Here is a 14,457-nt window from a genome sequence, read left to right as displayed (position 1 = left end):
ACCCACCTAGGGTGGCCGCGTGATCGAGCCACCGCCGGCCCCCGCCGAGTCCCCGCAGGCACGCGCCGACTCCACCCAGGACCAGGCCCCCGCCGGGGCGACGGCAGCCGCCGGGACCCGGCCGCCACAGACCCCCGCCCAGGTGCGCCGCCGGGCCGCCCTCGCCGGTGTCGCCGTCTCCGCCCTGCTGATCCTCGCGATCGTCCTCGGCAGCCGGCTGCTGCGCGACTTCGACTCCGCCCTCCTCCCGTACGCGGTGGCCACGGTCTTCCTCGCCTTCGGCGTCGCCTACCGCTACACCGTGTGGATCTCCGCCCCCGGCGCCCGGCGGCTCTTCCAGCAGGGCTGGCGGGCCTTCTTCTCCGCCGCGAACTTCCGCAGGGCGCCCACCGCCCTGCCCCGGATGATCGCCACCTACCTCGGCTTCCAGAAGTTCCTCGGCGCCCGCTCGCACGCCCGCTGGGCCGCTCACCAGCTGATCTTCTGGGGCTGTGTCCTCGCCGCCCTCATCACCTTCCCGCTGACCTGGGGCTGGTTCACCTTCACCTCCTCCACCGGCTCGGGGCCCGGCTACGAGATGCGGATCTGGGGCTTCAAGATCCTCGGCTTCGACTCGCTGAACATCGTCGGCTGGCTCATGTTCCACGGCCTGGACATCGCCGCCGTCCTCGTCATCCCCGGCGCCGGCTACTTCCTGTGGCGCCGGATGAAGGACCGCGGCGCCATCACCGGCCAGCGCTTCGCCTACGACCTGGTGCCGCTGCTCGCCCTCGTCGTCATCTCCGTCACCGGCCTGCTGCTCACCTTCTCCTCGATCTTCCTGCACGGCGGCGGCTACAAGTTCCTGGCGATCCTGCACATGGTGTCGGTGGTCTTCACGCTCATCTACATCCCGTTCGGGAAGTTCTTCCACATCGTGCAGCGACCCGCCGCCGTCGGCATGAAGCTGTTCAAGTACACCGCCCGCCGCAAGGGCGAGCCGGCCACCACGGCCGGGGCCCTGACCGGGGCCGCCGCCGAGGCCGGGGTCCCCGGCGAGGTCGACGCCGAGGGCCTGCTCGGCTGCCGCCGCTGCGGCCGGCCCGTCGACACCGCCCCGTACGTCGAGAACCTCCGGGGCACCATGCGCGATCTCCAGCTCGGCTTCGACGAATGGGCCGAGTACTGCCCCCGCTGCAAGCGCGTCCTGCGCGGCACCGCCTACCTCACCCACGTCAAGAAGGGCTTCAAGTGACCCACGCGCACGCGGGGCAGCCGCTGCCGCTCGACCCCTCGGTCGCCCCGCCCGGCACCCGCGACTTCCGCGACGCCGGCGGCATCCCCGCGGACCGCTGGCACGCCGACCAGAACGGCGAGACCCTCGTCCCCACCCACTGCTGCTTCTGCGGGGTGCAGTGCGGCATGTACCTGCGCGTCGACCGCGGCGGCAAGGTCTTCGGCGTCGAACCCCGCAACCACGACATCAACCGGATGCGGCTCTGCCCCAAGGGCATCAACGCGTATCAGCAGGTCAACCACCCCGACCGGCTCACCACCCCGCTCATGCGCCGCAGCCGCGACGAGCCCTTCCGCGAAGTCGGCTGGGACGAGGCGCTCGACTTCACCGTCGCCGAGATCCGCCGCATCCAGTCCCGCTACGGCAACGACGCCTTCGGCCTGCTCGGCGGCGCCAGCCTGTTCTCGGAGAAGACCTATCTCGTCGGCAAGTTCGCCCGGGTCGCCCTCAAGACCCGGCACGTCGACTACAACGGGCGCCTGTGCATGGTCTCGGCCGCCGGAGCCAACAAGCTCTCCTTCGGCATCGACCGGGCCGGCAACCCCTTCTCCGACATCCTCCTCACCGACTGCCTGCTCATCGCCGGCTCCAACGTCGGCGAGTGCTTCCCCGTCATGACCCAGTACCTCTGGGGAGCCCGGGACCGCGGCGCCACCCTCATCGTCGTCGACCCGCGCGAGACCGCCATCGCCCGGACCGCCGACGTCCACGTCGCCCTGAAACCCGGCACCGACTCCGCCTTCTTCAACGCCGTCCTCCACGTCGTCGTCGAGGAGGGCCTCGCCGACGAGGCCTACCTCGCCGCCCACGCCACCGGCTGGGAGGAGGTGCGCAAGACCGTCGCCGACTACCCGCCCTCCCGCGCCGCCGAGATCTGCGGCGTCCCGGAGGAACAGATCGTCCAGGTCGCCCGCATGTTCGCCGGCGCAGGCAAGGCCATGGCCTGGCACGCCCGCGGCGTCGAACACCACTCCCAGGGCGTCGAGAACTGCCTGACGATCATCAACCTGTGCGTCGCCACCGGGAACATCGGCAAGCCCGGCGCCGGCTACGGCACCATCACCGGCCAGGGCAACGGCCAGGGCGGCCGCGAGCACGGCCAGAAGTCCGACCTGCTGCCCGGCGGCCGCTCCATCTCCGACCCCGAGCACCGCCGCCAGATCTGCGAGATCTGGGGCATCGACGAGACCGAGCTCCCGCCCGCCGGCACCTCCATGATGGAGATGGTCTGGCAGATGCGGCGCAAGGAGATCCGCGGCCTCATCGGCATCTGCAACAACCCCTTCGTCTCCCTCCCGCACTACGCCACGGTGAAGGAGGGCTACGACACCACCGAGTTCCACGCCCAATTCGACTTCTTCCTCTCCGAGACCGCCGCCAACGCGCACGTCGTCTTCCCCGTCACCGTCTGGGCCGAGGACGAAGGCGTCATGGCCAACGCCGAGGCCCGCGTCGTCAAGCACAACAAGGCCCAGGAACCCCCGGCCGGCGTCCGCACCGACACCTGGGTCCTCTGCGAGCTCGCCAGACGCCTCGGCGCGGGCGACAAATTCGCCTTCCCCGACTCCCGTTCCGTCTTCGAGGAACTCCGCATCGCGTCGGCCGGCACGGTCAACGACTACTACGGCATCACCTACGAACGGCTGGAGGAGACCGGCGGCATCGCCTGGCCCTGCCCCTCCACCGACCACCCCGGCACCCCCCGCCTCTTCGAGGACGGCCGGACCTACCACGCCGACGGCAAGGTCCACATGCAGGCCGTCGAATGGCACCCGCCCATGGACCCGTACAGCGAGGAATACCCCCTCTCCCTCACCACCGGGCGCACCGTCGCCCACTTCCTCTCCGGCAACCAGACCCGCCGCCTGGGCGCCCTCGTCGAACAGACCCCGCGCCCCTGGGTCGAGGTCCACCCCTCCCACGGCTTCCGCAACGGCGACCCGGTCCGCGTCGTCACCCGCCGCGGCAGCGAGGTCTTCCCCGCCCTGGTCACCGAGGCCATCCGCCCCGACACCGTCTTCGTGCCCTACCACTGGCCCGTGCCCACGGCGGCCAACGCCCTGACCATCGACGCCCTCGACCCCCGGTCGAAGATCCCCGAGTACAAGGTCTGCGCCGCCCGCATCGAGCCGGCCGAACGCGTCGACGAGGTCCCCGCGCCGCCCACCGCGCCCGGCCACGTCGCCTACCCGGAGACCCAGGTCTCCCGCGACGACCCCCTGCCGCCCACGTCCCCGCAGGGCCGTGGCACCTCGGAGAGGAGCTGAGCCGCAGATGATGGGCCGCACGATCTTCATCGACCCCGGCCGCTGCATCGGCTGCCAGGCCTGCGTCTCCGCCTGCCGCGAGTGCGACTCCCACCGCGGAAAGTCGATGATCCACCTCGACTACCCCGACGAGGGGCACTCCGTCGCCTCCCTTCCCACCGTCTGCATGCACTGCGAGGACCCGGTCGCCCCGTGCGCCGAGGTCTGCCCCGCCGACGCCATCCTGGTCACCGCCGACGGCGTCGTGCAGCAGGCCGACACCACCCGCTGCATCGGCTGCGCCAACTGCGTCAACGCCTGCCCCTTCGGAGTCCCGAAGATCGACCTCCAGGCGAAGCTGCAGATGAAGTGCAACCTCTGCTACGACCGCACCGCCTACGGACTGGCCCCCATGTGCGCCACCGTCTGCCCCACCGGCGCCCTCTTCTACGGAACCCTCGACGAGCTCCGCGCCGAACGCCCCGGCGTCGAGGTCGCCGACTCCTTCACCTTCGGGTCCACCACCGTCTCCACCGGAGTGGCGATGGTCGTCCCCGCGGACAGAGTCCGGTGGCCCGTCCCCGGCGGACTGCCCATCGTCGAAGTCAACGGAGTGGATGTCCGATGAGCCTCACCGAACCGCCCCCGGACAGCGGCGCCGTCACTACCACCGACCCGGACGGCCCGAACCGGCCCGCCGACGCCGCCCACGCGGCCCTCCACGACCGGATCGCCGCCGACTCCCTCACCACCCGCCGCGACTACCTGCGGATCGTCGCCACCGTCTCCGGCGGTCTCGCCGCCGGCGGCATCGGCGTCGCCGCCGGCATCCTGCACCGCCACGGCGACAACGACAACGGCGCCCCCGAGCCGAAGCGGATCGCCGAACGGCTCCTGCCCGGCGAGTCGATCGCCTTCCGCTACCCCGACGAGGAGGACCGCGCCGTCGCCGTCCGCCTCGTCGACGGCACCCTCGCCGGCTACTCCGCCGTCTGCACCCACCTGGCCTGCGCCGTCCTCTGGCGCAAGGAACGGGGGAGCGAGGGCGAGCTGTACTGCCCCTGCCACGAGGGCGTCTTCGACGCCCGCACCGGCGAGGTCACCGCGGGCCCGCCACCCCGCGGCCTGCCCAAGGTGCTCCTGGTCGAGGAGACCGACGGCAGCATCTGGGCCGTCGGCACCACCCGCTCCGGAGAGAGCGTCCGCGAGGGCCTGTGCCGCCAGCTCGGCGAGGAACGCCCCGGTCTCGCCGAACGCCTCGGCTGCCCGGGCACCGGCGGCCCCGCCGGGGAAGGGAGCCGACGGACATGACCGACACCCCGTTCCCCAGGGACCCGGCGGCCCCCGAACCGGCCGGTACCCCCCGGAACCCGCCGCCCCGCCCCGCCTACACCCCCGGCAGCGCCCAGCCGCGGCTCAACCGCCCGGTCCACGAGCGCTACCCCCAGATCCGCCCCACCAGCGGCTATGGAGACCCCCGTATCCGGCACACCGGCCCGGGCCCCGGTGCCGGCGGCGAACAGGAACCCGAACGCTCCGCCAAGCTCTCCGCCCGACTCGCCCTGGCCCTGACCGTGGTCATCGGCCAGCTGTGGGGGCTCACCGTCGTCGTCGACGAGTGGATGGCCGGCGACACCGGCACCGCCTGGTGGGGAGCGGCCTTCCTGGTCCTGTCGTTCCTCGTCGTGCTCGGCCTCTGGCTGCTCGACCCGAAGGACCGATGAGTCGAATCCCGCAGATCAGACCTCTGATCGGGCGGGTACGGGGCGGTGCTCCGGGCGTACCCTGAAAACATGAGCACCGCCCCCGCCCACGGACCGCGAGCAGCGAAGCAGTCCGACAACGATCCCGATGCACGACCCCGGCCGGCACTGGTCTTCGACGATCCGCTGGACCAGCAGTCCGCGGACGACACGGACCGCGGGTGGGGCGAGCGGCCTCCGGCCGGCGGCAGCGCCGCCGACCTCGCGCGCTTCCTCGACGAGAAGCCGCCGCACCACCTCTGAGACCGACCGGAAAGGCCGGTCAGGAGGTGGAGTGCGTCCCGCCACCGGCGCCGGAGCCCGCCGTCGAGCCCGAGCTCGGGCCGCGCTGGGCGACCAGGTGGTCGCGGATCTCCTTGAGCACCTCCAGCTCGCTGATCTCCAGCGTCTCCTCCACGCTCTCCTTCGCCTTGTCGTGCGCGGCACGCTTGGCGAGGATCTTGGCCATCGGCAGGACCATCAGGAAGTAGACGACGGCGGCCGTGATCAGGAAGCTGAGGACGGCGCTGAGCACCAGGCCCCACTGGATCTGGATGCCCTGCATCTCGCCGTTCACGACCTTGCAGGGGTCCTTGAGGCAGGACGAGTAGCCCTCCAGGTCCTTCGTGCCGAAGGCACCCACGAGCGGGTTGATGATGCCCTTGACCACCGAGTTCACGATGTTGGTGAACGCGGCACCGATGACGACCGCCACCGCCAGGTCGATCACGTTCCCGCGCATCAGGAAGGCCTTGAAGCCTCCCAGCAAGCTTTCCTTCTTCTCGGCCACCAAGGTGCCTTTCGTTCCGTGTGCAGTGTGCGGAGCCATTAGGCCGCGCCGGGCGCGAACGCGTCCAATCCGTACACACGGGACGGTGACTTGACAGGCCGTCAGTGCGAATCAGCACAGAGTCACCGCCAGTTGGGACGTCATTCCCGCCCCCGCGAGCGCCGTCGCCGTCGACCGTGGAACGGAGAGGACGATCAGGGCCCCGCCGTCCGAACGAGTCTCACCCGGCTGCGGCACTTCGGCCACTCGAGCGCCCGAGGCGACCACTCTGGCCTCACCCGCCATGCCGGTCACGGAGTTGGCGGCGGCGATCACGTCCACCCGGTCGCCGGGCCGCAGCAGCCGCACGGTCGCCGCGTCGGCGATCCGCACCGGCGCCGACACGAGCGGCACACCGGCCGGCCGGGCAGCGGCCCGGGAGGCCGGGGGAGGGGGTGGCGGGGCGGGGTCGTCGGCCCCGGCCGCGCCGGCCGCCGCCAGCGTGGCCGCGGTCATGACGAGCACCGCGGCGGGCGCCCGTCGCCTGCGCCGCAGCGCCCGGCGCAGCCGCAGCCGCGCACCGCGCACCCGCAGCGGGTCGAAGGGCGGGAGCCCGCACGGCGGGGGCACCGAGGCCGGTGTGTGGGTGGTGAGGCAGGAGTTCGTGGTCATCGCGCAACCGCCTGTCGTGGCACGGCCGTTCGCCGGACGGTCCGGCGAGCGGGGTCCACCTTCCGGCGAACCGGATCCACCGTCCCGCATCCGCCGCGATCCCGCTTCGGCCTGTGGACAACCAGGCGTTTGTGGATAACTCACTCACCCGCGCGAGCGATTGCCGCCGTGGGGGCGGTCGGCGACTCTGGAACGAGTCCGGACCTCGCGGGCGGCCGGCCCTCACCCGGCCCGACCCCCGGCCTCGAGGCTCAGGGCAGTTCGATCCCGAGGTCCCACCCGTCGTGGGCCCGTGTGCACAGGCAGTCCCGGTCGACCGTCGCGGGGAGCGCGCCGACCGCGTCGAAGAGCACGTCGCGCAGCCGGCCGACGTTCTCGCCGAACACACGGAGGACCTCGGTGTGCGAGACGCCGTCGCCCGTCTCCGCACCCGCGTCCAGATCCGTCACCAGTGCGAGGGAGGTGTAGCAGAGTCCCAGTTCCCGGGCCAGCACGGCCTCGGGGTGGCCGGTCATGCCGACTACCGACCAACCCGCGGCCGCGTGCATGCGCGACTCGGCGCGCGTGGAGAAGCGGGGGCCTTCGACGACGACCATCGTGCCGCCGTCGACCGGCTCCCAGCCCCGCCCCCGGGCGGCCTTCAGGGCCACCCGCCGCCCGTCGGGGCAGTAGGGGTCGGCGAAGGTCACGTGGACCACTCGGGGCACGGTGCCGCCCCAGGCCTCGGGGAGGGGTTCACCGTCGAAGTAGGTCTGCGCGCGGCTCTTCGTACGGTCGACCAGCTGGTCCGGCACGACGAGGGTGCCCGGGCCGTACTCCTCGCGCAGGCCGCCGACCGCGCACGGCCCGAGGACCTGGCGCACGCCCACCGAGCGCAGGGCCCAGAGGTTGGCGCGGTAGTTGATCCGGTGCGGGGGTACGCGGTGGTCGCGCCCGTGCCGGGGCAGGAAGGCGACCCGCCGGCCGGCGACCTCACCGAGGAAGAGGGAGTCGCTGGGGCTGCCGTACGGGGTGTCGACCGGCACCTCGGTCACATCGTCCAGGAAGGAGTAGAACCCGGAGCCGCCGATCACGCCGATGTCCGCGAACGAGTCCGCCGCCGGGACGGTCGTCCCCGCAGCCGTCCGGTCGGCCGTTCGATCAGTCCTGTGGGTCGCCATGGCCGTCACCCTAGTCACCCCGCCCGCCCGGCCGCCCGGGGGTCGGCCGGGCTCTGCCGGAGGACGGCCGGAAAACGCCGGTGCCCCGTCGCGGACAGCGACGGGGCACCGGAAGGAAACGGAAGAGACGGAGGTCAGGCCGCCGACGTGGAGCTCGTGGAGCTCGACGTGCTGGAAGACGACGCGGGCTTCGCGTCCGAGGAGGCCGTCGTCGACGACGAAGTGGAGGTCGAGGTCGAGGAGGACTTCGACGAGGCCGGCGAGCTGCTGGACGACGAGCCGCGGCTGTCGTTGCGGTAGAAACCGGAACCCTTGAACACGATGCCGACGGCGGAGAACACCTTCTTCAGGCGTCCCTTGCAGTTCGGGCACTCGGTCAGGGCGTCATCCGTGAACTTCTGCACCGCCTCGAGGCCCTCGCCGCACTCGGTGCACTGGTACTGGTAGGTCGGCACTTGTCTTCCTCCTGGCACTCACACTCATCGAGTGCTAACGACGATCCATAGTGACGTATTCCGCGGGTTCAGTCCACCGGCACGGGAACTCGGTGACCGATACCACGTGCCGCGACCCGGCTCGCAGCGCGGGGGGCGAGCCGCGAGCGCAGGGCGACCAGCGTGACCAGCGCGAGCAGGGTGCCGGCCATCGGCACCAGGAAGCCGGTGCTCGCGCCGTGGGCGTCGGCCAGCCGGCCGGCGACGGTGACGGCCGCGGCCTGCCCCAGCGCCACGGCGCCGGTCAGCCAGGTGAAGGCCTCGGTGCGGGAACTCGCCGGGACCAGGGTCTCGACGATCGTGTAGCCGGTGATCAGGGCCGGGGCGATGCACAGGCCCACGACGAGGCCGAGGGCGCCGAGCAGCAGGACGGAGTGGACGGACCACAGGAGGGAGGCGGCGACGGTGAGACCGGCGTAGCCCAGGATCAGCCGGCGGCGCGGGCCGATCTTCCAGGCGACGGCACCCATGGCGATGCCGGCGAGCATGTTGCCGGCGGCGAAGACGCCGTACAGCAGGCCGTTGGCGCCCGGGTTGCCGATCTCCTCGGAGAAGGCGGTGAGCGAGACCTGCATGCCGCCGAAGACCGAGCCGATGCCGAGGAAGGCGACGATCAGGACGCGGACGCCCGGGATGGACAGGGCCGAGCGGTGCGGCTCGCCGTCGGCGTGGCCGGCCGAGGCGGCCGGGCCGAAGGCGGGCTGGGTGCGGCGCTGGGCGGCGAAGAAGAGGCCGCCGACCAGGGTGAGCGCGGCCTCGGTGATCAGGCCGGCGGCCGGGTGGATGCCGGTGCACAGGGCGGTGGCGAGGACCGGGCCGACGACGAAGGTGAACTCGTCGGTGACCGACTCGAAGGCGGCGGCGGTGGGCATCAGCGGTGTGCCCTCCAGCTTGGCCGCCCACCGGGCCCGGACCATCGGGCCGACCTGCGGCACCGAGGCGCCGGAGGGGACGGCGGCGAGGAACAGGGCCCACATCGGGGCGCCGGAGAGCGCCAGGGCGACGAGAAGGGAGACCGACGCGGTGTGGATCAGCACACCGGGGATCAGGACGGCCCGCTGGCCGAAGCGGTCGGCGAGCTTGCCGCTCTGCGGGGCGAACAGCGCCATGGAGACGCCGGTCGCGGCGGCGACGGCGCCGGCACTGCCGTAGGAGCCGGTGGTGTGCTGGACGAGCAGGACGATGCCGATGGTGAGCATCGCGAACGGCTGGCGGGCGGCGAAGCCCGGAAGGAGGAAGGAGAGAGCGCCGGGGGTGCGCAGCAGTCGGCCGTAGCCGGGTCGCTTCTCCGAGACGACCGTGGACGCCACGGTCCATGCCTTTCTGCCGCCTGGTAGCGGGCCCGGGCATGGTGGTGCGGGCGTCGCCGAGAGCTGTCCTCTTGCGCGGAACTGCGGTAGATACCGGGCCCCACTGCGAAGGGCGCCGCGGCCGCCATACGGTCGCGCCAGCTCTGCGTCAGGCAGAGTTGGTTCGATCTGGTGTGCCTTCATGGTACAGGGAAGGGCGTCTTCCCGCCTGGGAAAACGCCCTCGGCCCCGAATTAATGCCTCGGATTAGCCGGATGTTCGCCGGGTTGGCTTGCGGAAGGGGTGACGGAGGCCGGTTCGGGGGCGGTCCGGTGGGAGGGCGGCCGAGCCGCCGGTGCCGAGCCAGCCGGCCAGCTTGCCGCCCTGGCCGACGGCCCGGAGCCGGCGTTCGGCGGCGTCCCGGACGGGGTCGGTGGCGACCACGAGGAGTTCGTCGCCGCGCCGGAGCACGGTGGCGGGGCCGGGGACGAAGCTCTTCTCGTCGCGGACGACCAGGGTGACGGCGGCGCCGGCGGGCAGCCGGAGCTCGGCGACCTCGACGCCGTGCATCTTGGAGGCCTCCGGGATGGCGACGGAGAGCAGGTGGCCGCGCAGTCGCTCCAGGGGCGCGGACTCGACGCCGAGGTCGGCGGCCTCGCCCTGGTCGCCGAGCTTCAGGGCCCGGGCGAGCCAGGGCAGGGTCGGGCCCTGGACCAGGGTGTAGACGACGACCAGCACGAAGACGATGTTGAAGATCCGTTCGCTGCCCTCGATCTGGGCCACCATCGGGATGGTGGCCAGGATGATCGGGACGGCGCCGCGCAGGCCGGCCCAGGACATCAGGGCCTGCTCCTGCCAGGGAATGCGGAAGGGAAGGAGGCTGACCAGGACCTCCATGGGCCGCGCGATCACGGTGAGCACCAGGCCGATGACGACGGCCGGCCAGAAGTCGTGGACGAGCTCGTGGGGGGTGACGAGCAGACCGAGCAGGACGAACATGCCGATCTGGGCGATCCAGCCGAGGCCCTCGGCGAAGCCGCGGTTGGCCGGGGCGTGCGGGAGCTTGGCGTTGCCGAGGACCATCGAGGCCAGGTAGACGGCGAGGAAGCCGGAGCCGTGGGCCATGGCGCCGGCGGCGTAGGCGACCACCGCGATGGCCATGACGGCGATCGGGTAGAGGCCGGAGGCCGGCAGGGCGACGTGGCGCAGGCCGTAGGCGCCGATGAAGCCGACGGCGAGGCCGATGGCGGCGCCGATGGCGAGCTCCAGGGCGATCTCGCCGACCAGGACGTACCAGGCGTCGACGGGGCCGGCGGTGGAGAAGGCGACGACCAGGATGACGACCGGGGCGTCGTTGAAGCCGGACTCGGCTTCGAGGACACCGGTGACGCGCGAGGGCAGCGGGACCTTGCGCAGCACCGAGAAGACGGCGGCGGCGTCGGTGGAGGAGACGACGGCGCCGATGATGAGGGCCTGCTGCCACTCGAGCCCGACGAGGTAGTGCGCCCCCGTCGCCGTGATGCCCACGCTCACCGCGACGCCGACGGTCGACAGCATGACCGCCGCGGGCAACGCGGGTTCGATCTCCTTCCACTTGGTGCCCAGACCACCCTCGGCCAGGATCACCACAAGTGCGGCATAACCGATCACCTGGGTCAGTTCGGCGTTGTCGAAGGCGACGTTGCCGATGCCGTCCTGTCCCATCGCGACCCCGATCCCGAGGTACAGCAGCAGGCTGGGAAGCCCGCTCCGGGAGGAGATGCGCACCGCCGCGACGGCGATGAGCAGCACGAGCGAGCAGATGAGCAGGAGTTCGTTGAGCTGGTGGACAGTCAGTGGCCGTTCCTTCCCCTCGGAGCGTGCCGGGTGGCGTGAACGGATCGTTCCTGCCGACACCGGTACTTCGTTACCTTACCTAATCTTTAACGCATCCTTGACGCCCTCTTGGTGTGTGATCGCACAACAGTGCGTATAAGGAAGGATCTCTTCCTGACTCCGCGTCCGGGCCCTTCGGACGCTGCGCCTAAGGTTGCTCCCGTACTCCAGGACCACCCTGCCCCTCGAAGGACAGCGATGCCCTCCAACACGACCGCGCCCCCTGCCAAGAAGAAGAAGGGACGGCGCGCCCGCCTGATCGTCCTCGTCCTGGTGCTCGCGCTGGTCGCGGGCGTCGGTTACGGGGGGTACTGGGGCGTCGGCACCGTCCGCGGCTCGTTCCCGCAGACCACCGGCACCATCCGGCTCGGCGCGCTCTCCGGGCCCGTCGAGGTCAAGCGCGACGCCAACGGCATCCCGCAGATCTACGCGGACAGCGAGGCCGACCTGTTCCGCGCGCAGGGCTACGTCCAGGCCCAGGACCGCTTCTACGAGATGGACGTCCGCCGCCACCTGACGGCCGGCCGCCTCTCCGAGATGTTCGGCCGCAGCCAGGTCGACACCGACGCGTTCCTGCGCACCCTGGGCTGGCGCAAGGTCGCGCAGGAGGAGTACGACAAGCACCTGTCGCCGGAGACCAAGAAGAACCTCCAGGCCTACGCCGAGGGCGTCAACGCCTATCTGAAGGACCGCGACCCGTCCGACGTCTCCGTCGAGTACGCGGCCCTGGCCTTCACCAACGACTACACGATCGAGCCCTGGACCCCGGTCGACTCGGTCGCCTGGCTCAAGGCCATGGCCTGGGACCTGCGCGGCAACATGCAGGACGAGATCGACCGCTCCCTGATGACCAGCCGGCTGAAGCCGCAGCAGATCAAGGACCTCTACCCCGGCTACCCGTACGAGCTGCACCAGCCGATCGTCGACCGCGGCGCCGTCGACAAGGCCACCGGCACGTTCGACCCCAAGGCCGAGCCCCGCACCGGCGACGACACCGGCAGCGGCGGCACGTCCGGCGGGCAGGGCGGCGTCCAGTCCCAGCTCGCCTCGCTCTCCGACGCCCTCGACCGGATCCCGGCCCTGCTCGGCCCCAACGGCAACGGCATCGGCTCGAACTCGTGGGTCGTCTCCGGCGACTTCACGACCTCCGGCAAGCCGCTGCTCGCCAACGACCCGCACCTCGCGCCGATGCTGCCGTCCCTCTGGTACCAGATGGGCCTGCACTGCCGCTCGGTCTCCGCGACCTGCCGCTACGACGTCGCCGGCTACACCTTCTCCGGCATGCCCGGCGTGATCATCGGCCACAACGACAAGATCGCCTGGGGCTTCACCAACCTCGGCGCCGACGTCACCGACCTCTACCTGGAGAAGATCGGCACCGACGGCTACGTCGTCGACGGCAAGACCAAGCCGTTCATCAGCCGCGACGAGGTCATCAAGGTCGCCGGCGAGGCCGACCGCACCATCACCATCCGCTCCACCGAGCACGGCCCGCTGGTCTCCGACCGCTCCACCGAACTGGAGAAGGTCGGACAGACCGCCCCCGTCGGCAACGCCGCCCCCGACCGCGGCACCGGCTACGGCGTCTCCCTGCGCTGGACCGCCCTCCAGCCCGGCAAGTCCATGGACGCCGTCTTCGAGCTCAACCGCGCCAAGGACTTCCAGAGCTTCCGCGCCGCGGCCAAGCACTTCGAGGTCCCGTCCCAGAACCTGATCTACGCCGACACCGCCGGCAACATCGGCTACCAGGCGCCCGGCACGATCCCGATCCGCAGCAAGGCCCCCGGCTACGACGGCACCCTGCCCGCGCCCGGCTGGGACTCCTCGTACGACTGGAAGGGCACCATCCCCTTCACCGAGCTGCCCTACGAGTACAACCCCAAGCGCGGCTACATCGTCACCGCCAACCAGGCCGTCGTCGACGAGAAGAAGTACCCCTACCTCCTCACCCGGGACTGGGGCTACGGCTCGCGCAGCCAGCGGATCAACGACCTGATCGAGTCCAAGCTGAAGGACGGCGGCAAGATCTCGCCGGACGACATGCAGACCATGCAGAAGGACAACCGCAGCGAGATCGCGACCCTGCTCAACCCCCTCCTGCTGAAGATCGACATCTCCGACCCGCAGGTCCGCGAGGCCCAGAAGCTCCTCGAGGGCTGGGACTACACCCAGGAGCCGGACTCGGCCGCCGCCGCCTACTTCAACGCGGTCTGGCGCAACGTCCTCAAGCTCGCCTTCGGCAACAAGCTGCCCAAGGAGCTGCGCGTCGAGGGCGAGTGCATCAACGTCCGCGTCGCCGACGCCACCGGCCCGGTCGACGAGCAGAACAAGCTCGTCCCCGAGTGCGGCGAGCGCGACCCCGACAGCGCGCAGCCGGACGGCGGCGACCGCTGGTACGAGGTGGTCCGCCCGCTCCTGGAGCAGGAGCGGAGCGAGTGGTGGAAGACCCCGGGCGACCGCCTGAACGCCGCCACCGAGACCCGTGACCAGCTGCTCGCGCAGGCCATGAAGGACGCCCGCTGGGAGCTGACGGCCAAGCTCGGCAAGGACGTCTCCACCTGGAGCTGGGGCCGGCTGCACCAGCTCACCCTGAAGAACCAGACCCTCGGCACCGCCGGCCCCGGCTTCGTGCAGTCCCTGCTCAACCGCGGCCCGTGGAACCTCGGCGGCGGCGAGGCCGCCGTCGACGCCACCGGCTGGAACGCGGCCGGCGGCTACGACGTGATCTGGGTGCCGTCCATGCGGATGGTGGTCAACGTCGGCGACTGGGACAAGTCCCGCTGGATCAACCTCACCGGCGCCTCCGGCCACGCCTTCGCCAGCCACTACACCGACCAGACCGAGAAGTGGTCCAAGGGCGAGCTGCTCGACTGGTCCTACGGGAAGGCGGCCGTCGAGGCCACCACCCAGGACACCCTGACGCTGCAGCCCTAG

Annotated in this window: 13 protein-coding genes; 7 read left to right on the top strand and 6 right to left on the bottom strand. The window is 71.4% G+C overall.

Going from position 1 to position 14,457, the window contains the following annotated elements; genetic code table 11:
• Positions 1-142: 142 nt before the first annotated feature.
• The 6 genes from ACIGW2_RS31545 to ACIGW2_RS31520 all read left to right on the top strand — a co-directional run bounded on the left by ACIGW2_RS31545 (position 143) and on the right by ACIGW2_RS31520 (position 5,528).
• Positions 143-1,234: an MFS transporter gene (locus ACIGW2_RS31545; protein ID WP_399847588.1), complete on the top strand. Its 1,092-nt coding sequence runs from the start codon at positions 143-145 to the stop codon at positions 1,232-1,234.
• Positions 1,231-3,543 (top strand): molybdopterin oxidoreductase family protein, encoded by a 2,313-nt coding sequence (locus ACIGW2_RS31540; protein ID WP_399847432.1) that lies wholly within the window; start codon positions 1,231-1,233, stop codon positions 3,541-3,543. The genes ACIGW2_RS31545 and ACIGW2_RS31540 overlap by 4 nt, the downstream gene beginning before the upstream one ends.
• 7 nt (positions 3,544-3,550) lie before the next feature.
• Positions 3,551-4,150 (top strand): 4Fe-4S dicluster domain-containing protein, encoded by a 600-nt coding sequence (locus ACIGW2_RS31535; RefSeq protein WP_361585918.1) that lies wholly within the window; start codon positions 3,551-3,553, stop codon positions 4,148-4,150.
• Positions 4,147-4,833, top strand: a complete 687-nt coding sequence (locus ACIGW2_RS31530; RefSeq protein WP_399847429.1) for a ubiquinol-cytochrome c reductase iron-sulfur subunit — start codon at positions 4,147-4,149, stop codon at positions 4,831-4,833. The genes ACIGW2_RS31535 and ACIGW2_RS31530 overlap by 4 nt, the downstream gene beginning before the upstream one ends.
• Positions 4,830-5,246 (top strand): hypothetical protein, encoded by a 417-nt coding sequence (locus ACIGW2_RS31525; RefSeq protein ID WP_391654729.1) that lies wholly within the window; start codon positions 4,830-4,832, stop codon positions 5,244-5,246. Before ACIGW2_RS31530 ends, ACIGW2_RS31525 begins: the two co-directional genes overlap by 4 nt.
• A 69-nt stretch (positions 5,247-5,315) precedes the next feature.
• Positions 5,316-5,528, top strand: coding sequence for a hypothetical protein (locus tag ACIGW2_RS31520; protein WP_356064216.1), 213 nt, complete (start codon positions 5,316-5,318; stop codon positions 5,526-5,528).
• A gap of 19 nt (positions 5,529-5,547) precedes the next feature.
• Here the strand turns inward: ACIGW2_RS31520 and mscL are convergent, their stop codons facing one another.
• From mscL to ACIGW2_RS31490, 6 genes are all read right to left on the bottom strand, one after another.
• Entirely contained in the window at positions 5,548-6,093 is a 546-nt protein-coding gene (gene mscL / locus ACIGW2_RS31515; protein WP_391654728.1) for a large conductance mechanosensitive channel protein MscL, read from the bottom strand.
• 72 nt (positions 6,094-6,165) lie between these two features.
• Positions 6,166-6,705, bottom strand: coding sequence for a hypothetical protein (locus ACIGW2_RS31510; RefSeq protein WP_399847425.1), 540 nt, complete (start codon positions 6,703-6,705; stop codon positions 6,166-6,168).
• A gap of 251 nt (positions 6,706-6,956) precedes the next feature.
• Complete coding sequence (locus tag ACIGW2_RS31505; RefSeq protein ID WP_399847422.1) at positions 6,957-7,865, bottom strand: S-methyl-5'-thioadenosine phosphorylase; 909 nt, start codon at positions 7,863-7,865, stop codon at positions 6,957-6,959.
• Positions 7,866-7,999: 134 nt separating this feature from the next.
• Positions 8,000-8,320, bottom strand: a complete 321-nt coding sequence (locus ACIGW2_RS31500) for an FmdB family zinc ribbon protein (protein WP_391654725.1) — start codon at positions 8,318-8,320, stop codon at positions 8,000-8,002.
• Between the two features lie 68 nt (positions 8,321-8,388).
• Positions 8,389-9,669: an MFS transporter gene (locus tag ACIGW2_RS31495; protein ID WP_399847419.1), complete on the bottom strand. Its 1,281-nt coding sequence runs from the start codon at positions 9,667-9,669 to the stop codon at positions 8,389-8,391.
• Positions 9,670-9,915: 246 nt separating this feature from the next.
• A complete protein-coding gene (locus ACIGW2_RS31490; protein ID WP_399847586.1) occupies positions 9,916-11,484 on the bottom strand; it encodes a potassium/proton antiporter in 1,569 nt (522 codons plus the stop codon).
• 237 nt (positions 11,485-11,721) lie between these two features.
• On the opposite strand from ACIGW2_RS31490, the gene ACIGW2_RS31485 reads away from it, so the two are divergent.
• Complete coding sequence (locus ACIGW2_RS31485) at positions 11,722-14,457, top strand: penicillin acylase family protein (RefSeq protein WP_399847418.1); 2,736 nt, start codon at positions 11,722-11,724, stop codon at positions 14,455-14,457.

Source organism: Streptomyces sp. NPDC053541 (assembly GCF_044544705.1).
Taxonomy (GTDB): Bacteria; Actinomycetota; Actinomycetes; order Streptomycetales; family Streptomycetaceae; genus Streptomyces.
Note: the sequence above shows the minus strand (reverse complement) of the source record. Positions and strands in the feature narration are given on the sequence as shown.

Coding starts and splice junctions, on each gene's coding strand:
- ACIGW2_RS31505 (WP_399847422.1), bottom strand. CDS start 7,865: ATGGCGACCCACAGGACTGATCGAACGGCCGACCGGACGGCTGCGGGG.
- mscL (WP_391654728.1), bottom strand. CDS start 6,093: ATGGCTCCGCACACTGCACACGGAACGAAAGGCACCTTGGTGGCCGAG.
- ACIGW2_RS31525 (WP_391654729.1), top strand. CDS start 4,830: ATGACCGACACCCCGTTCCCCAGGGACCCGGCGGCCCCCGAACCGGCC.
- ACIGW2_RS31535 (WP_361585918.1), top strand. CDS start 3,551: ATGATGGGCCGCACGATCTTCATCGACCCCGGCCGCTGCATCGGCTGC.
- ACIGW2_RS31510 (WP_399847425.1), bottom strand. CDS start 6,705: ATGACCACGAACTCCTGCCTCACCACCCACACACCGGCCTCGGTGCCC.
- ACIGW2_RS31530 (WP_399847429.1), top strand. CDS start 4,147: ATGAGCCTCACCGAACCGCCCCCGGACAGCGGCGCCGTCACTACCACC.
- ACIGW2_RS31520 (WP_356064216.1), top strand. CDS start 5,316: ATGAGCACCGCCCCCGCCCACGGACCGCGAGCAGCGAAGCAGTCCGAC.
- ACIGW2_RS31485 (WP_399847418.1), top strand. CDS start 11,722: ATGCCCTCCAACACGACCGCGCCCCCTGCCAAGAAGAAGAAGGGACGG.